Origin of the sequence: Mesorhizobium sp. B2-8-9 (assembly GCF_006439475.1) — a bacterium.
Classification (GTDB): domain Bacteria; phylum Pseudomonadota; class Alphaproteobacteria; order Rhizobiales; family Rhizobiaceae; genus Mesorhizobium.
Genome location: NZ_VFTQ01000011.1, coordinates 72,092 through 90,691, shown reverse-complemented (window position 1 = coordinate 90,691; position 18,600 = coordinate 72,092). Strand labels below are relative to the sequence as shown.

General features: G+C 59.9%; 12 protein-coding genes. 4 read left to right on the top strand and 8 right to left on the bottom strand.

Annotated features, from left to right (window positions below; translation table 11 throughout):
- Positions 1-427 precede the first annotated feature (427 nt).
- From FJ423_RS15525 to FJ423_RS15500, 6 genes are all read right to left on the bottom strand, one after another.
- On the bottom strand, positions 428-850 hold the full coding sequence (locus FJ423_RS15525; protein ID WP_064993338.1) for an ASCH domain-containing protein: 423 nt from the start codon (positions 848-850) through the stop codon (positions 428-430).
- Complete coding sequence (locus FJ423_RS15520) at positions 850-2,145, bottom strand: hypothetical protein (protein WP_064993339.1); 1,296 nt, start codon at positions 2,143-2,145, stop codon at positions 850-852. Before FJ423_RS15520 ends, FJ423_RS15525 begins: the two co-directional genes overlap by 1 nt.
- Complete coding sequence (locus tag FJ423_RS15515; protein ID WP_064993340.1) at positions 2,142-2,903, bottom strand: hypothetical protein; 762 nt, start codon at positions 2,901-2,903, stop codon at positions 2,142-2,144. Before FJ423_RS15515 ends, FJ423_RS15520 begins: the two co-directional genes overlap by 4 nt.
- Positions 2,904-6,026, bottom strand: a complete 3,123-nt coding sequence (locus FJ423_RS15510; protein ID WP_140698298.1) for a hypothetical protein — start codon at positions 6,024-6,026, stop codon at positions 2,904-2,906.
- Positions 6,023-6,343 carry a hypothetical protein gene (locus FJ423_RS15505; protein WP_064993342.1) on the bottom strand — a complete coding sequence of 107 codons (321 nt, stop codon included), beginning with the start codon at positions 6,341-6,343 and terminating at the stop codon, positions 6,023-6,025. Before FJ423_RS15505 ends, FJ423_RS15510 begins: the two co-directional genes overlap by 4 nt.
- 156 nt (positions 6,344-6,499) lie before the next feature.
- On the bottom strand, positions 6,500-10,564 hold the full coding sequence (locus tag FJ423_RS15500; protein ID WP_064993343.1) for a hypothetical protein: 4,065 nt from the start codon (positions 10,562-10,564) through the stop codon (positions 6,500-6,502).
- A 283-nt stretch (positions 10,565-10,847) separates the two neighbouring features.
- Here FJ423_RS15500 and FJ423_RS15495 point away from each other — a divergent pair, with 283 nt between their 5' ends.
- Together FJ423_RS15495 and FJ423_RS15490 are read left to right on the top strand one after the other, a co-directional pair.
- Positions 10,848-11,186 (top strand): helix-turn-helix transcriptional regulator, encoded by a 339-nt coding sequence (locus FJ423_RS15495; protein WP_064993359.1) that lies wholly within the window; start codon positions 10,848-10,850, stop codon positions 11,184-11,186.
- Positions 11,176-12,456 carry a HipA domain-containing protein gene (locus FJ423_RS15490; RefSeq protein ID WP_064993344.1) on the top strand — a complete coding sequence of 427 codons (1,281 nt, stop codon included), beginning with the start codon at positions 11,176-11,178 and terminating at the stop codon, positions 12,454-12,456. Before FJ423_RS15495 ends, FJ423_RS15490 begins: the two co-directional genes overlap by 11 nt.
- Positions 12,457-12,539: 83 nt before the next feature.
- Here FJ423_RS15490 and FJ423_RS15485 read toward each other — a convergent pair whose 3' ends face one another.
- Together FJ423_RS15485 and FJ423_RS15480 are read right to left on the bottom strand one after the other, a co-directional pair.
- Entirely contained in the window at positions 12,540-13,943 is a 1,404-nt protein-coding gene (locus FJ423_RS15485; RefSeq protein ID WP_064993345.1) for a radical SAM protein, read from the bottom strand.
- A gap of 16 nt (positions 13,944-13,959) precedes the next feature.
- On the bottom strand, positions 13,960-14,139 hold the full coding sequence (locus FJ423_RS15480) for a hypothetical protein (RefSeq protein ID WP_064993346.1): 180 nt from the start codon (positions 14,137-14,139) through the stop codon (positions 13,960-13,962).
- Positions 14,140-14,532: 393 nt separating this feature from the next.
- On the opposite strand from FJ423_RS15480, the gene FJ423_RS15475 reads away from it, so the two are divergent.
- Both FJ423_RS15475 and FJ423_RS15470 read left to right on the top strand, forming a co-directional pair.
- The gene (locus FJ423_RS15475) at positions 14,533-17,307 is read left to right on the top strand and encodes a caspase family protein (RefSeq protein ID WP_140698301.1); all 2,775 of its coding nucleotides are present in this window, start codon (positions 14,533-14,535) and stop codon (positions 17,305-17,307) included.
- 115 nt (positions 17,308-17,422) lie between these two features.
- Positions 17,423-18,469, top strand: coding sequence for a hypothetical protein (locus tag FJ423_RS15470; RefSeq protein WP_064993349.1), 1,047 nt, complete (start codon positions 17,423-17,425; stop codon positions 18,467-18,469).
- The last annotated feature ends 131 nt before the right edge of the window (positions 18,470-18,600 follow it).

Here is an 18,600-nt window from a genome sequence, read left to right as displayed (position 1 = left end):
ACGATCTGCTGCGCCCCGGTTCGTGTTGTCACCGGCGTAGAGCGGGAGGACAAATTCGGACTCGACCACTCCGGTGAGGTCGCGCAACTCCTTCCCAGGTTTGTTCTCTTGGGCGCTTCTTGAAGACTTTATCGCAGGCACGCCTAGTGAAGATGCGGGTTGCTCCTCGACTACGAACGCCATGCGCTCGCGCCCCGTGTAAATGCTGGGGCGTAAGGGGACCATGAGCGTTTGCGATCAACTTCTGCCCTGCAGAGCCCGAGATTTTCGATCTCAAGCCCTTTCATCGCATCGCCTGTATAGGTCTACGCCGCGGGCTTCTCGATAGGCACCAGGAACGGCCATTGCGGTGGCCAGCGTCCGAGGCGAATTAAACGACGGAACCGGGGTTTGCGCTGCGCCAAAAGCAGGCGTGACGGTCCGCGTGTCAGAATTCCATGGCCTGTCTTGCGTTCTCCGAAACTGGGAACAACTTGAGACTGCCGCTGGCATCTACTGGCCGTTTCAACCGGCGGACATGCCGAAAACGCCAGCCAAAGGCTTCGCCTGGCATAGGGCCAGGCACCATATGCTCCGACCTGAGACGGCTCCAGCTGGCATGGGTGAACAGTTCGACGTTCACCAGCTCGGCCACGCCGACGAACCCACCCAAGTAGCTTGCGTCGATATCGGGATATCGAAACAGGGCTTCCAGCTCCGGCTTCTTGCCGGTGTGCAAGATCAACGGCCCCCGGAAGTCGGTCGGCCAGCTTCTCACTTCGATGGTTTTGCGGCCCAGCAAAATCAGTTCCGCCCAGGGCTGCTTGATGCTGAGTGCTACAAGAAAATTCGGTAGGCCGATAATGGTCATCAAGGCACCGGAAACGTCTCGATCAACTCGCGGGCGAAGCGTTGCTCGATGTCAAAAATCTCTGCCATCGTCAGCTTGCCCTGGGAATGTGTAACCGCCTCTCGCACGATCTGCGGCGCTTCGAACGCGAAGCGCTCGGGTCCATAGGACGATGCGGTGAGCTTTCGTGCCCATGCCAGATAAGCGTCGATATGGATACGCGCATCGCCGTCAGTGAAGTGCGGGTCCTTTTTGGATGTCAGATCGACCGCGTGCGGGACATCTCGGCCGCGCAAAGCGGTTCTGCGCACCGCGCAGGGAATGCAAAGTCCGCATGGTTGACCGATGCGCTTGGTAATGGCGCCGAGCACCTGGCGCGACGCCAGGTTCCAACAGGTCTCGGTTTCGAGGATGGCCTTATCGAACCGCTTGGCACCAAGATGCGCCTTCATCGCCTCGGCGGCTTCGCGTTTGGTTGTGGTCAAAAACGGGTTCTGAACCGACAACGGTTCGCCGAAGAGGTTTGAGAACAGACCGCTCGCCAAGGTGTGCAGCATGGGATGTGCATGGCGGGTCATCCGATAGGTCGCCGCCGGTGGCATCGCGATCGCCAAAGGGCCGTTTTCGAACTGGAGCAACGTCGTGGCGCCATAGGAACGCGCGACCAACGCGCCGAGCGCAAGGAACAGGAAAGAGCGATATTGAAACTGCCCGCCGATGCGTCGTCGTCCATTGGACCACGTGCATCCTACCTGGACATGGCGTTTGAAAGCGAATTGATCGGCCAACTCCGTTTGCCTTGCCTTGGCGCCATAAAAGGAAGCGAGCGCAGCGTCGGTGTCGTTGCGGCGCAGCCAGTCCAGCCCGCTGGTGCTGTCGAGGCCCGCCGAAAACAACGCGGTGGTCTGAACGCGATCTGTGTGTGAGCCATTCAACGAAAGCCGATCGAGCGCGTTCGAGGTCTTTCGCTTGGAGACCGCGAACGTCCATTCAGCGTTGCCCAATAAGCGCAGGATCGCCGTTAGGGCTGCATGGGTTGCGGTCGTCCATGCTGAGGGTTCGCGCACCGAAACAGCCACCTTTACCGATCGAACGCGCTGGCTCGAAATACGCTTGGGAATATAGCGCTCCACTTCCCAGACGAGGCGCGCCACTTCCAGGAGATCAAGCGCTCGGGGATCGAGCCCAAGCGGACCGAGGCCGGCCGCGTTGTGCCACTGGATGCTTGCAAGGTCGAGGTCGATGACCTGTGTCTCCCGCCGCGGCGCCTTGACGATCTCGATATGGGCGGGAATGGTCCGAGGCGTGCTCATCATCCGATTACCAGTTTCGAATAGTTGGCACCTATGGTCGCCAGCAGATCGCCGCTGGCAGCCTTGCGGGTGCGGACGAATTTCTCCTCAAAGCGTTGCTGGATAGCGGCGGCGATCGTATTGGCGGCGCGCTCGACCGACAACTCCGACGCCCCGAGGTCTATGCAGGATTCACCGACAATGCTTTTGGCAATGATTTGCCCGAGAAAGCCGCGACGAATGTCATTCGGGTCGGCGAAGCGGGTCCGATCGAAGGCCACTTCTACCGCTGCCGCATCGCCTCGTTCGGCCACCGCCAGGTTATCGCCCGCAAGGGCGGTTGCAAGAAACGAGCGAAACGCCAGACCGACGCGGTCGATATGCCTTTCATCGACGGCGTCGCCATGCTCGCGCAAAGCTTGGTCAATCGCCACGTCGCAATAGGCGGTGATCGATCCTGAACCTTTGGCAACGCCGCTCTGATCCAAGATGCCAGACCATCTTTGCCCTTGCATTGCCCTGCTGAGTTCTATCAACCTGTCGAGCAGTGTGGTCGCAAAGGGGTCTTGAAATAGCCCCGCCATGAAGCCCGCGCGTCCTCGTTCGCGTAGCAATGCATTGATCTCGCGCGTTAGTCGTGCCTGATCGCCGTCGGCCGTCAGCATTCGTGCGATGTCGCGCAGATACGTGATGGCCCGCAACAGGGAACCGCCCGATCCTGCCGACCCGGCGCCTCCGCCGCCGAGCGAGCCGCTGCCGCCCCCAAATCCCCCCGTTCCCATTCAGATCCTCCCTTGCCAGATTTCTTCGGCGGTCCCCCGCTTCCACGGCTCGGGCACCTTGGCGGCCAGGGGGGATTCTAGAAAAGCGGCCCAAACCGTCCCCCCGGACGCGGTGAGGACATCCAGGCCGGCATGGGTTTTTGCCGCGCGCTGCGCGTCTTCGTCTCCTGTCAGCCCTGGCAGGCGTCTGATGTCGGCCACATTGTCCTTGAGCAGCTCGATCGCGGTCTCGCGATCCGGCGCGCCCCTTGCTGCCAGACAATCCGCGCAATCTATGCGGTTCCTTATGACAACCCGTTGCGCCCAGGCATGCTCGAACAAGCGCAATGTCCGAAGCCTGGCGCGCGCATCGTCCCAACTGAACCGGCGATGACCGGTGCGCATCTCGTTCCAAGCCAACCTGTCCGCCGCGATGGCTGCGAGAAGCGGATAGCGGCGTTGCGCCTCGCCATCGGACAGTCCGGCTAGAATAAGGGCAGCGGTCTGATCGTCATTGGCGGCCTCCGCGATGCGTGCCCTAGTGTAGCGAAGTTCCATTTCCACTTCAGCAAGGTGAAGCGCTCGGGCCACCTCGAGGCCCTGCTGAACAAGTGCTTCGGCGCGGTCGCGGATAACCGGATCGAGCGGACGCATGGCTGGATCGAGAACGCATTCGGCAGCATTGCGGCTGGCCGCCGCAAAGAGGTGCCCGAAGATTGGATTCGCGAAGGCTGAGGGCCCGACCTCCTTGAGGATCGTGTCATAGACCGCAAGCGCGCCATCATAGTCATGATCAAAATACTGGCTGATGCGGGCAAGGTTGTTGCGATACTGTGACAACTGGACGGCGGCATCGGCGATACCAGCGTCGACGGCCGCCTGGGCTTCGGCCACCGCTGCCGCAGCCTCGCGGCGCATCGCTTGTTGCGCTGGCGGTTGCGTGGCGTCAGCCTTGAAACACTCCGACAACATCGCATGTTTTCGCGCCTTTTCGACAGGCGTGGAAAAGTTACGGCCGCTAAGCATGGTGCGGACCAGTGCGAATTGCTGCAAGACAATGGCGGCTTCGCAGATTGAGAACCACGGGGCGGCGGCGAGCTCGTCGACCAAGACGCGGCTTTGCGTTGCTTGATCAAACAGTCGTGCCCGATCCGAGATCGACCAGCCAGCGCCAGCCGCAAGCCAAGCGGCATTGATCGCTTCTGCGGCCTGACTTCCCTCTCTTAGTGAAGCATAGTGACGAACAACTTCGACCAGCGCGCCGAAATCGTGCTCTACCGGCCGATCAAGCAGCATTGTTATGCAGGAGCGATGGGCTGCATCAACTGTTTCGGACGGCAACAATCGCAGCATGGTGCGCCGAACCGTCTCTGCAAGCACCCGTTGTCCTGCAACGCGTACGCAAAAGGGATCGAGCCGGGTAAGTCGGGCTGCTTCCACGCCAGTTATGCGCCCGACATCACCCATGGCCAGCGCCCGCTCGGAGACGCTCAGGATAGCCGACACCAATGGCTCCGCGCGCACCGCGGCTTCGATCTCTTCGTTGGCCATGTCCATCATAAGCTGATCGATCGCCCATTGCCGGGCCGCGTCAGGGACAGCGGAACCTGCGACTACCACCGAACTCAGCGCCGCCGCAGTCACAAGCACGTCCCATGCGACCGCTGAATCGGGAACTTCCCCCAGCAAAACGACAATGTCGGGGATTGCAAGGAGTCGGGCAAGCCCGTTTAGACCTGTGTCCCGAATGGCGGCAATTGCCTGGGCGATCTCGCGATCATGGTGCCGGGGGTCAAGCTGGCGAAAGGCGTCCTCAGCCCACAACCGCAGGCGTTGATCAAAAGTCGCGCCTGAGCGTGGCAAAACCGGAACGACCGGCCGACCTGTATCACGACGCAGGGCTGCGCCAACTGAAAGCAGCCGCGCGCGCGATCCCGGATCGATTGACGCGGAACCGGTTACCGCAAAATATCGACCGGGCCGGGTCCAGGTGCGGGCGAGCGCCGACGACGTCTCATCGATCGGAGCCACCCCGTTTGCAAGCGCGGGAAGTTCGTTGGCGCCTGACAAAAGACGCACTGCCACCCAGGACGCCGGAAACGCTGGCTCGTCACCCCAGCTGACGGCGTCCACGGGCTCGCTAAGCGACCAGACGGCGGGCGCGGCGTAGTCCATCCGGCCGTCAGAGATCACATCGGCGTTGAGAGCCGCAGCACGGCTAACGGCGGCCGCCACCTCCAAAGGCTCTCCCGATGCGAAAGATCCCAAAAGCGCCTCGATCATGATGCGTGCCGCGCGCACGCGGATACGCGAGCGCATGGCGAGGACCGAAATACCCCCGCTTTGGCGCAGCGCTGTTAGCGCCGCACCTCCCTCGACACTTTGGGAGGTCTGCTCATCATGTTCGCCGAGTGAGCAGGCCCAGAAAATCCAGAACGGCGGCGCCGAATGAGGTGTTGGAAACAATCGTTGCGCTAGCGCGGAAACGGCCATCCAGCCGTCGTCGCCATCTGCCGTGCGCAGTTGCGGCGCGGGTGCCCTTTGCCCGATGCCGAAGAAGATGACCACATTCGGCCTCAACGTCCGTGCCAGCGCCACTGCTGCGTCGAGGTCATCAGCGCGAAGCTGGAGCAGGTCGTATTCGTCGATACGGCCGCTCGCGGTAGCGGCTGCCGCAAGGGTTTCAGCAAGGAAATCATGGGCTGCTTGCGGGTCAAAAGCGCGTTCGGGTCCTGGATGCCCGACCAATGCAAGCACTCTCATACGTTCCGGCACCGCCGCGAACCCGAAGCTGCGATCATCATCGACAGTCCGCACGGGCGCGAGCTTGTGGCGGTTGAGCGGACTGATTTCCGCCTGGAACGCTTCCCACGGGACGGCGGATTCCCTGGCGCCCGCGCCGATCCTTAAGAAGAGCGGTTCGCGATCCTCAAACATGCGTTCGTCGAGCGCCGCGGCAATCTCGCCTGCTGGAAAAGCAGACCTGAGTGCCAATCTGGAATCTCGCGACCAAAGGTCGAACGGGCGGTCCAGGAATGGCAGCCGCAACCAGGGAAGCCCAATGTCGCGATCCGGACCTGCACCCGTCAATCGAATGAAGCGCCGAAAAAGGTTTGACGGGGAGGAAGCTTCAGCGAGCTTCACGAACCCCACCAGGTGCGAATCTGGCGTATCAGGCTCGCCTCGTCCGCGCCTCCCAGATGCTTCTCCTCAGTCTGTCCCACGACCTGTGTGAGGAGTGCGAACGAACTGGCTCCGTAGGCCAGCGCTTCCTGAGCGGTTCCGGCATGAGCCGCTATCGACGCGACCGCACCGATGATCGCCAACAACACCACACTGAACCAATAGTAGCTTGATTTGATATATGACGGCGTCGACTCAAAGCGCTTGCGAATGGCCTTGATGATATCCGGCAGAATGCCGCCGACGGCGCCCAGCGCTGCTGTCTCGATGATCCCCATAAGCTCCCTCCCAGCTAAACATCCTCTACTATATCTTCGGCACTCTGACCAGCAATTTAAGTCTCAGTGGCGCTGTGTATTAATGCTGTGTCTTTCCGCGAATAGAAGCGACCGAACCTGACTCCACTATATTCTCACATGGCTCGAAGCGCCGTTTCAGCGTCTTCCGCTGATTAGATCGAGGACAACCACCTCGATCAGTGGCTGGCGCGCCTCGGGAATCGCGGCCTTCAACATTTCTTTCATCTCTTGGGCGCTCGCGGGCGCGGGAAGCCCGTTGGGCCTGGCCTTCAATCGCCTACCGCTCGCCGAGGGCATATTGCCGAACCACAGGACGCAGTAGATGCCGCGTTGTTCGGAGCGCCAGTCGACGAGATATTGAACATCGAGCTGGTCGGTCGCCGCATCCCAGACATTCGGGTGCCACTGACCTTTGACCTCGATGGGCAATTGCATCGTGCCGCGCGCGAAGGCGAGATCCGCCCGCTTGGTCTGAGGCATGTCCGCCTCCGTAATCCGCTGGATATCGTAGCGGGCCAATTCCGGTCCGATCATCGCCGCCAGCCGGTCGCGGCAGCGGTTCTCGTCGCGCGGAACGCCAGCATCCGTCCAGAATTCTACAACCGTATCGAGATCATCACCGGCGAGCTTGCGCCGCGCGATGTCCATCTCTTCCAGCACTATCGCCTTCAAGTCTTCGATATTGCCGGGCGGTCCGTCGTCGAGGAGCGCTGTCAAATCGCTCGGCGCCAGCCCTGAAAAATCCTCTTCCGCCCGCTTCTGCCGCTGTTCTGCTGCCATGTGCCGGATCAGCTCGGCATAGCCGTCATTGGATCCGGCAACGAGGCGCGCCATGGCTTGGCTTGCTTCGACGCTGGTGTCGCCAGCGATCAGACCAAGCAGGGAGCGCAGAAAGTCAGTTGCGTCATAGTCGTTTGTGTCGCCCGAGCCGACGCCGTTGAGCACTGCGTAGGGCCAATGCCCACGAAACTCGGTAATGATCCATTCCGCCTGTGCGACCGACAGCGGCATCATACCGCCGCCCCGCTCGAATTGGATTCGGTTGCGCAGGAACCAGATGAACCTAGGATGACCTGCACCGATCGTGTTGAGATCCGGCCTCACCAACTCAAAACGCACCAGCACATCAATTGCAAGCCACGACAGCATATGATCGAAATTGCGAAACACCATCGCGGCGCGCGCCTCTGCGATATCGCGCAGTGCATCGACCGCGCCAGCCTGGGTCAGGCAGTCGACCAGCCCTACTTCGACCTGCTCGGGAACGTTGGGAAACGCCGTCAGCCATTCAGCGGCCAGCGCAGCTCCGGTCGCCTGCCAGGCAGGATCGTGGGCGAGCTTGTAGAGCCCGCTGACATGATCGCTGCCGGCTGCCAACGCCGGTTCCATCCAGAGCCGCGCGAATGCGATGCGGGATTCGGCAGTGGGGATGACCTCGGCCTCCAGCGCGGCTTGCAGCCGCTCCTGTTCATTCTCAACGCTCCAGCCGTGATCGTCGTAGCTGAGCAGCAGGGCCGCCAGTTTGAGAGAACCCGGAAGGTCGGCCAAGCTCTTCCCGGTGCGCAGACGCTCATAAAGTCCGGCCATGATCGGGCCGCTGTAGTTATAGAACGTCCCATGTGCGAAACCCTCAGCGATTTCAGCGGCGGTGGGCAGATCGGGGCGATGAAGAACGGCCTCGAATCCGGTCAGTGCGTCGTCACCCAGCGCCGGTCCAAGGAGGCTGACCAGACGCTCGGCCGGCGGCAGGTCATTCGGCAAATCGCGGGATGACATGCCAAGATAGGCTTCGGCGGGCTCGAAGATTGCCGTGAGTCCGCCGGAGCGCAGATCGTCGCGCACCTTTTCCAACTGGTGGCGTACCACTTCGAAGGCCGCCTTCTGCTCGCGCACCCAAATGGCTTCCTTCTTGTCGTGACGGACCTTCCAGGCGGGCTTCTTGGGATTTTCGAGCTTGCGCAGGAACCTAGCCAGTTGCTTGTCGCCGCGCCGGAACGCTTCCGCGGCCAGCCGCACATTGGGATCGAGCCCGCTTGGGCCCCTGGCAATCTGCAACAAGTCCTTCCAATCTTCACGCAGGCCAGCGTCTTTTGTGTCGCCTTCGGCCAAGCGAGCGAGCGCGCAGACAATGTCGCCTGGTCGTGTTGTGAGCCCGACCAAACGGTGTTGTAAATGGTGCTCGGTCGCCCACAGGCTATCCTTGCGGCGGTCAGTCGCAAGAACGTGCTCCTGGACCGCGCGTCGCAACGCATCGTGCGTCGACAATCGGTCGGCCAGGCTCTGGTATTCTTCACGATGGGAGCGATGGGACCGTTCAATGATCTTGAGCCAGCGCCACAGCGCAGGAGCTTGGGCCGGTCCGGTAATGCCTTTATCAATTGCCTGGACGATCAGCTGAGCCACGATGTCTGCTACTTCGCCGGCCTGCCGCCAATCGTCGTTGGTCAAGAGTTCCGCATATTCGGCGATCAAATCCAGTATTCCGGCCAGTCGTGCCGTAGCTATCGTGTCGAACAGGCGCCGATATGGGCGGATTGTGTGGACGCGCCGATCCCTGCGGCGTGGCAGCGGACAACTTGTTAAGCCTAATTCGCCGAACAATGTTGCGACCAGCACCGCGTCTGGCACATCGCCCTCAATGGCTTGGATCAGCTTGCGCGCAAGGCGCGAGGTGTCGCCGCCCTGATCAGCCAAAGCTGCCACCGTCGCCTGCCACCAGGCGCGGTCGCGATATGGCATGAGGGCGTCCGCCGCGTCGGCGCGCTCGGCGTAAAAGCGCTCTCTCGACAGGACGATTACTTCGAGCGTGTCGGCCAGCTCGGCGGCCAGGGATGTGCCCTTCAATCCTTCTATCAAGAGCGAACGCAGATGCACACTGCTCGTTGCCGCCGCGATGATATCTTTGATCTTGGGCTTGAGGGCCGCGATCATCAGGCCCGCCGCCGTCTTGATGTCCCAATCGGCCGACCGGAAATACGGATCGTCGTGAGCGAGCCTGCGCAGCGCCTCGAAAAGACAATCGGCCAGATGCGGGGTCAGCGCAGCGGTCTCCCCATAGCGAAGCACACCGTAGGGGTCTTCGGCGATGATCCGCTCGGCCATTGGCGGGCTATGGTAGCCAAGCCAGGCATGAATGCCGCGCAGACTTGCGGAAACGCCGCCGCTGCCCTGCAATTGTGCCAGAACGCGGCGCTGCGTCCGCGGAGTGGTGGCCTGTCGCGAGAGCCAACGTGCGCCGAGATACTCTGCGATGACGCGGTGAATAAGTTTGGCCCGCGAAGGACCAACGCTGTGAAATAGCTTGCAGGAAAAAATCGCCCGCGCGGCCTTGGCGCTCGGCAGCTTTTCCAAATCTGACAGTCGCAGATCACCTTGCTGAACCTGCGATGCGCCCGCAGCGCTCGCAGCTTCAGCGCCCGAAAACAAAAGGCCAGCAGCAATTGCCCCTGCAGCATCAAGCGCTTCATCCTGAGTGAGTTGGGCCAATCCCATATTCTGGCGATCCGGATCGTGCTCAGGCCAGACCAATGTACAGACGCGCTCGAACAAGGCAGCCCGCGTCCCCGGCAATTGCACGTCGGTCTCGGCGACCCGTCCAGTCAGGCCAAGCGTCAAGGGATTTCGATAAAGCTCTTCCAATCCGTGTAAGGCGAGATGGTCGAGCACATGGTTGGGATCCACGGTTGAATACCGCGCAACGAGATAGGCGCGCGCTTCTGAACGGTTGAAGGGTTCGAGCGTCAGCACAATGGGATCGGCACCGTAGAGTTGGCGCAGGTCCGTTATGCTGCGCGCCTGCCATTCGCGCGAGCGGCACGAGAGGATGAACGGCGGCGAACCGGCCTCTTCGAGCTGGGCGAGGATTGCATCGACGGCGTCGCCCTCGCGCTTGGACATGGCCTCGTCGAGGCCATCAATCAAAATCGGCTTGCCCATCGCCACCAGCTTGGCCGGGTTCTTGCTGTTGATGAACCGGATCGCGGTCACCGGTTCAACGATTAACTGCCGTCCGAGCTCGCGCATGAGCTCGCTCTTGCCCATGCCAGGCTCGCCAAGAACGATCTTGTTACCGGCAAGAGCGAGAAGCCCCGGCTCATCAACCCCGGGGTCGAGTTTGGAAGTATCGCTGATCGTCAGCCGGCGCTTGAAATAGGCCGCGGCCGCATCTTTTGCAGAGGGCTGGGGAAAACCGCTTGTCATCTAAAGTTTCCTGCGGAGAAATTTCAGCTTCAAAATCACCATGAGTCGCCCTGACGTCAGTGACGCATAGCAGGCTGCCGTTGTCGACGCTTTCGCGTTAGCAGGCCCTAATGTTGGGCCGCAAAAAGGCCGTTTCCGCAGCTTAATTGTACCATAAATAGGTCGCAAAGTTATTTTTCGTCCTATTTATGAGACTCCGTGACGAGCAATGGCTTGTCAGAGGGATTTTTGCGCTATAAATGGAGCGCAAAGCGGTAAAAAGTACCATTAATGGAACATGATCATGGCTAAGCCCGCATCGAGGTCTTATTCGCGTTATAGCCGCGACGCCGCGCTGCTCCTAGGGCAACTCATCCGGCGCGCACGCATCGAGCGTCGCATAACTGTCGAGGAGCTCGGTGAGCGTGCCGGTCTATCGCGTGGTCTCGTCCACCGTATTGAACGGGGCGACCTCGGCTGCGCTATCGGCGCTGTCTTCGAGGCCGCGGCCGTCGTGGGAGTAAGGCTGTTCGATAGCGACCTGGCAACGTTTGCCCAGCACATAGCGGCGAACACCGCAACGCTGACGCTTCTTCCCCAGGCCGTACGCACGTCAACCGGTCCGGTGAAAGATGACTTCTGAAAACGCACCCCGCGAGGCTTTTGTCTGGATTTGGCTGCCACAAGCGACGGAGCCGGTTGTTGCCGGACTGTTGACGCGTGACGGCGACAAGCTGCTATTCAATTATGGCCGTTCCTACCTGGCCCGCGAAGACGCGATCGCGATCTACGACCCCGAATTGCCGCTGAAGGCAGGCGGATTGCCGCTGTCGCCTGGTCTTTCGATGCCCAACAGCATTCGCGACGCAGCGCCTGATGCCTGGGGCCGGCGCGTCATCATCAACCTTATCCTGGGCAAAAAGGGCAACGCGATCGATCCCGCGGCGCTGGACGAGCTCACTTACCTGTTGGAGTCTGGATCTGACCGCATAGGCGCGCTCGATTTCCAGGCGTCGCCCAGCAGATACGTTCCACGCCAATCGCGAAGCGCATCGCTGGAGGAGCTTTTGAGCGCTGCCGCCCGCGTCGAAGAGGGTGTGCCGCTGACGTCCGAGCTGGACCAGGCCTTGTTTCATGGAAGCTCCATCGGCGGAGCCCGGCCGAAAGCACTGATCGCCGACGCGGATGCAAAATTCATCGCGAAATTCTCCTCTCAAGGCGACGTCTACAGCGTGGTAAAGGCTGAGTTCATCGCCATGCGGCTTGCCGGCATGGTCGGGATCAATGCGGCACCGGTGCGCCTGACACAGACCGTAGGGAAGGATGTCCTGCTCATCACCCGTTTCGACCGGCAAAAGTCAGGCGATCAATGGCGCCGCCGCAGCATGGTTTCTGCACTGACGATGCTCGGCCTCGATGAGATGATGGCGCGCTATGCCAGCTATGAAGATCTGGCGCCGATCATCCGCCATCGCTTTAGCGATCCAAAGAAAACGCTGAAGGAGCTGTATTCGCGGGTAGTCTTCAATATCCTTTGCGGCAACACGGACGACCATGCCCGCAATCATGCCGCATTTTGGAATGGCTCCGAGCTGGAGCTGACCCCTGCCTACGACATCTGCCCGCAGGCGCGCGCCGGCAACGAGGCGGGCCAAGCGATGTTGATCCTCGGCAACAACCGATCAAGCCAGGTTGCGGTCTGCCTTCAGGCACATGCGGTGTTCCAGTTGTCTAAAGAGGACGCCACCGCGATCGCGGCGGCACAGATCACAACGATCCGCGATCAGTGGGATCGCGTCTGCGAGGAAGCCAATCTTAGCGTCATTGATCGTCAGTTGTTTTGGCGAAGGCAGATCCTCAACCCCTTCGCGCTCGAGGGCGCTCCAGAAAGCCTGAGAGCCCTGCTTCAGTAGAGCAAATTCGCCGTCGCGCGGAGTTCGCAAGACCCGCGATCCGATCAGTGTTGACACGACCCCCGCCTTGACTTCTCACAAGCCTAGCGACGATCGGGCGGCGCGGATTTGAATTGGTCCGTTGCGGTTAAGGCAAAATCGGTTGGTAGCTGCAGTCCGAGCGAGGATGTCAATCGCCTCGGCAGCATGGTCCGCCAGAATTCGCTCTGTTGATCGAGCGATGCCGTATCGCGCTCCAGGTGAAGCTTTGGGCAAGCCCCCCAGCACAGCGGCAGAAAGGAGCATGTGCTGCACTTTTCGTTGCGTGTCGGATCGAACCCGTCCCACCATTGTTCCTGCGTGGCTTGTTGTGCGGTGGATTCTCGATCGAGTTGTCCGACAGCGCGGTGCGGTTCGGTAACCTGGAGGCCGCAATTGTACAGGGATCCATCAGCGCCGATGACGATCGAATCCTCGGCAATCGCAGCACACACGGATCTTCTTGGGTGGGGGTAGCGATCCAATGCGGCTGTCTTGTCGAGATAGATTTCTGGGACGATGGCGCGCACGACATCCCTGGCGGCCTCGAATTCCGCATAAGCCAGCTCAGTCTTGCGGATGAAATCGACCTCGGTTGAGTAAGGCGTCAGTTTAGCGATCTGCAGCGTTGCCTTTGACCCCTTCTCGAACCAGCCGTTTGTCATCCCGAATTCGGCGAGCAAAACGAGATCCGCACTGTTCTTCGTACCCAGGTTGAAACGGATATCAACGGTCACATCCCGTTTGAGAGCTTCAATCAGTCTGATAGCGCCCTGAAACTGATCCTCGCCGGAAAATCCGCGACGGTAGCGCCGTACCTTGTTATGGGATTTGCCAAATCCGTCGAAGGTGACCTGAACGCGCTCAATCATGTGGATGCGGGCGAAAGCCAAGGGATCGCCAGGCCACAGTGTGCCGTTGGTCAAGATCGACGCTGAGTACCGCCGTCCCAACTGATTGCAGAGTGCCTGGAGCCGTGACGATGCCTTTTCCAGAAAGGCCCGATTCAACATCGGCTCGCCGCCATACCAATCAATGTGTAGGGCTGGCTTGCCGGAAGCAGTCAGAATGTTTTCAACGCGCTCGACGATCTTATCGACATTGCCAAACTCAAGCGTGGATTCGTCCCGCTTCTGAAAACAGTAGAAGCACCCTAGATTGCAATTGTTGGTCGTAGTGATGGTCACAATGATTGGGGACTCTGCCTTGGTCTGCAGGAAGAGCTCCCGAATTTGCTTTATTTCGTCGAACCCCGGCTCAACAACAAATCCACCGCTCAGCAAGGATTGCGACAGCGCTTCCCCTAGATTGGTGAGATCGATTTTTGCGGGGTGCCTGCAAAGAGCGAAGCCGAGATCGGCAGCATCGCTCCCCGCAAAATGACGCGACGCTCCCGTTCGCGCATTGTAAAGAATGATACTGCCGGTCTTTGTAGGGATCGAGAAATTGTAGCGTGATGTGGAGTACATGGCACGCTGCCAACCGTCAGCTCTGCTCGATCAGGGCCACGCAGTAGGTTGCGTCATAGCCGCAAAGTGTCGCAAGCGGCTTTGAATTGCCCTTTTCGTCGGAAACGCTGACTTCAACCTGCTCTATGGTTACGCCCGGCTTGACCTTGATTGTAGGCTCGCGGTCAGCAGATTCGATGAGAGTAATCTTCGTCATGACTTACGATCCCTCCTCGTGAAGACCCACACCCGCATAGTCTGCCCGAACTGGCGACTTGGCAAGTAAAATCGAGTCGCGCTAATTTCGCGATGCAGAGCCCCGGACGGCTAATGCTTCGTGGATCGTCGAAGATTGTTAGCCGCGGAAGAAATCGGTCACATTGGCTCGGGGTGAGCGAGCCGTTTCCGCGCCAGCGGCCCCCGCAATGACCTTTTGCAGGATTAGCGGGGTCAAGAGCCCGATCTGGAATGCAGTCAATGCTTGCGCCTGACTGCCAAAATTCAACCAAGTGAAAGCGCCGGATACAAATATCATCAGCGCTGTGATAATCCAGTAGAGTGCACTTTTCAGGTATTCTGGAAATCGCGGATTTGTCCTTAGGCCATACCAATGAACAAGCTCAGCGACGAACCCTCCGAAAATACCAACCAGGAAAACGCCGAGCGCAGTGGTCAAAGCTACTCCGCCGCTCATGATCAATCCTCCAGCGATGTGCATCCTTCCGGAAGCGTTTGTAGTATAGCTGCCGATCGCTTTTCCAGCCCTATCTACATGAGTTCACGGTCTCGGCTTCGCTATTCTGTGGAGGGAGCCTCCGCGCTGGCCAATGCGATCGCCGTTCTGGCTTCCAGCGATGCCCCCACAGGGCTTTACGACGAGAACCTTACCCGCAAGTCGCTTGAAGCGATGTTTCGAGAGATTGGCGCGAGTGAAGAAGTCGGAGGCTGCGAACTCATCCTGGTCCTTTCGGGTCATGGTGACCAGAGCACGGACCAGACCTGGTTCTGCACCTATGAGGCTAATCCTGACCAAATAGACCTCACCGGCGCCGGGCTTGCCGATCTTGTCATGCTTGCCAGACCGGCGAAGGTCTCGGCGGTTTTTGACTTTTGCCATGCCGGCGGCGTTGCGAAGGACTTTCGGGCAGCGCTATCGGGTCGACTTGGCGACGACAACATCCTGGTCCTCTCCGGCGCCACTTCGCAGCAATTGGCTTACGAGCACCCTGCTCTCGGCCGAGGCCTGTTCACGATTGCCCTGCACGAAGCGCTCGTAGACAAGCGGCTCTTTGCACTGGCCGCAATGCCCGGGACCGCTACGCAGCCGTCGCCCGGGGGATCGGCGTCGAGCGACCTGGCGCGGCTCTTTGTTTTCGCGAGGGAGCGTACCGAGCAACTTGCCTACCTCTTCGCCGGCGGTCGCAGGCAGTCGCCGGAGCTTTGTGGCTCCGGCCATCTTGCGCTCGAATGGTCCGACAAGACCATTGGGCCGCCCTTAGCCCCCGAACCCAGACGAGCCTTGGCTGGAAGGGTACGGCGCGTTTTCGGTTGGAGTGCAGCGCTTGTAGTCGCCATCTGCATGCTCCTGTACTTCCTGCAATATCACATCGCCGTGCAGCCGAACGGCTGGATCGAGGTACGCCCCGGCCCGCCATGGATGTCCTCATTGCTTCCGAGCGCGATGGGATCGGGAGTGCAGTTGGCGATTGCCGCCGACGATCTCGAACCTGCTTCGCCGCGTTGGGACGAGCAACGCATCAAGGCGCGGACAGCCCTGATGCGCGGCGGTGTAGGTGGGCTTGTCAGTCACCCGATAGGCGACCAGGAAAACTGGGAATTCCGGCTATCGTCCGAATTGTCTAAGGACGCCGGTCGACGGCTGCATTTTGTCTCTTCGCGCAGCGGTGTGATTGACGTCTGTGATTCCAAGGACGTCAAGCGCGACCGATTGTGGGATTACCAGTTTGCGCTCGAAGCTGCGCTGCTTGATCGAGCGCGGTCTTGCCCCGCGACATATTTCCTTTTGAACGGTCCAGAAATCGATGATCTCTACAACGTCGACGACGTGCGAACGGTCGCCGACTATGGCCTATCGGAGCTTTCCGATCAGGCTGTGCGGACTTACCTCGCCGGGCTTGCCCTGGCTTTTGGTGAGCTCCGGGACGAGGACGCGCGGCGACGCTCGTTGGAGGCCGCTATCCTGTTGACCTCCGTTCGGGCAGAACGCGACGTTGTCAGACCATCGGACTGGCTCGCCTTTCTACGGTTCGTCGAGGATGTGGCGGGAAGTCCCAAACTCACCTTGGCGCCGAACGCCGCGGTCTTTCCACGCTTGGCCAGGTGCGCGGCGAGTTGGTGCGAGCTTTCGACAAAAATCGTCGAATACTTCGCTGCTGGCCCGCAAGCGTCGGGCATGGGCAACGGAGCCGGAATGATGATGTGGTTGATGGCAAAGGACTCCGAAAGACAAGCCGCAGAGGGCTCCGCCACCAGCTCCTGGTCACTTCCACCAATATTGCTGCTCGCCCGCCGCGGCGAACTTAACGGACGTGATCTCGATCTGATCATTCGGCGATACGGCTTGCTCGTTATCAACCACGACATGTTCTGGGTGGACCCGACCTGGTTGCCACGTTTCGCGCGCGTGCTTCCGCTAAGCGAGGAGTGGAGCACACCGTTGTGGGGTTGTGTACTTGGCACGTCTGGTAAAAATTCGTCCTGCTTGCCGATTGATGCCAGCCTTGCTGCGCGCGTGCTAGCGGCTCAAGGTCGCTTCCTCAGTGCCGAGGCGTTAGCTCAATTGGTCCTTCGACTGGACAACGGCATCAAGCAAGACCGTGATGTCGCGGCATACGCGTCCGAGATGGTAGACCTAGCATGTTGGACGCCCATGCCAGATCGATGGGTTTCAGGGTTGGAAAAAGGCGTTGAGTACGACATTCAGATAGCACCGCCACGCAGCGCCGATCCGCTTACCGGGGTCCAAATCGTTGAGGTGACGGATGTGTCAGTCGCGCAGGCGCTGTCGGCGGCTTTGAGGAGCGATCATGGGAGTTCGCCAGCAACGATCAACCTCCTCGTAAGGTACGCCTCCAACCACTTCTCTTACGCAGGCCTTGATGTCCTTTATCGCGCGCTGGCGCACAAACTGCGACCGACGGGCGACCCAAGCGGATTCGACCTTGTGCGCTCGCTCCAGGACTTCGCACCGGACGCACAAGCAAGAGCGGTCCTTTTGCGGGCCCTGTCAATTACAAGACCGCGCAGTCTGCTTACCGACGCGCGCATCGCGGATGGATCGGTCTTCTGGCGTCTCGATGCGGTTCTTGCCGCGCGCCGCCAACTTGGCGACTACCAATTTGAAGAAGACCAATATTGCGAGTAGCAACGGCGACGATTTTGGCCGCGCGCCAGCCGAAGGAGCTTCATCCCATAGGGATCTGGCTCGCCCCGGTTTCTCCCAGTCAAAGCGATAATGCATCAGTCATAAGGAACAACGAATGCCATTGCTCTTCTGCAACATTGCATGGATGAACCACTATGCCGGCAGGGATCCGAACGATCCTCCGAAAGGCGGCGGCGGGTTTCCAGTTCTGGAAGGCTTTTGCGGTGAGGAGTTGAACTTCGTTGCCTGTGAAGATGGGTATGTCTACGGCCACTTCGAAACCATCAAGGGCGAAGAGGATCGGCAGGTCAACATCCAGCGCCTTGGGGCCGGTCCCGAGGACGACTTCCTCGATGGCGTCGATATAGTCTGGACGGCTCCGACACAGGGGAGCGATCCGCGCTGTGTGGTCGGTTGGTACCGAAACGCGCGCATCTACCGTCATCGACAAAAATTCAACGGCCAATTCCCATCGGTGCGGCACGTGGAGGATGAAATCACCAGCTTCCGTGTCAAGGCCAGGATCAAGGACGTCAGGCTGTTGCCTTCATCGGAACGACGCATGAAGCTTGAGCGAGGTCCCGGTTGGAGCGGCCAGGTCAGTTGGTGGTACGCGGAAGATACGAAAAACCGCAATGCGCGCGATTTTGTCCGGTCTGTCAGAAAACTTCTTGAGGGCGAGCGTGAAACTAGGCGCCCGTCGTCGGCAACCCGCAGAAAACGACGAGCTGGGGAAGCTGCATCCAATGCGTATTCGCGTTATGTGGAAAAATATGAAGCCGTGGTCCATCCCCGCCACAACAGATTGCAAAGACGGTTCGAAGCCTATCTTAAGGATCGGTTTCCTGGCGTGACCTTCCCGGCCACCTTCTGCGACGACTTAAGGTACGTAGCTGACAAGCGAGATGAGGTCATGGTTGAGATCAAACCAACCGAACCGTCGACCCTTAGGTTCGCGATTCGAACAGCCATTGGGCAACTTCTTGACTATCGGCAGCACCAGCGGTGGAACGGCAAACAGTTGATAGTTGTAGAGACTGAAGTGACGAACGCTGATGATCGAGCGCTGGCGTTCGACAACGGTTTCGGCCTAGCGTGGCCGATCAAGGATGGCGGTTTCGCATTTGCTTGGCCACCCAAGCGTCGGCAGGCTGTCATTTAATCAGCAAGGTTCACGCCGGGGACACTGCCAGCCGCATTTTGGAGTGTGCCGGCGCGGCGACAAGCTGGTTCACGTTTATCACCCCAAACGCAGCAAAAGCGATATCGGGCAAGATGCGAAGGGTTTGTCCA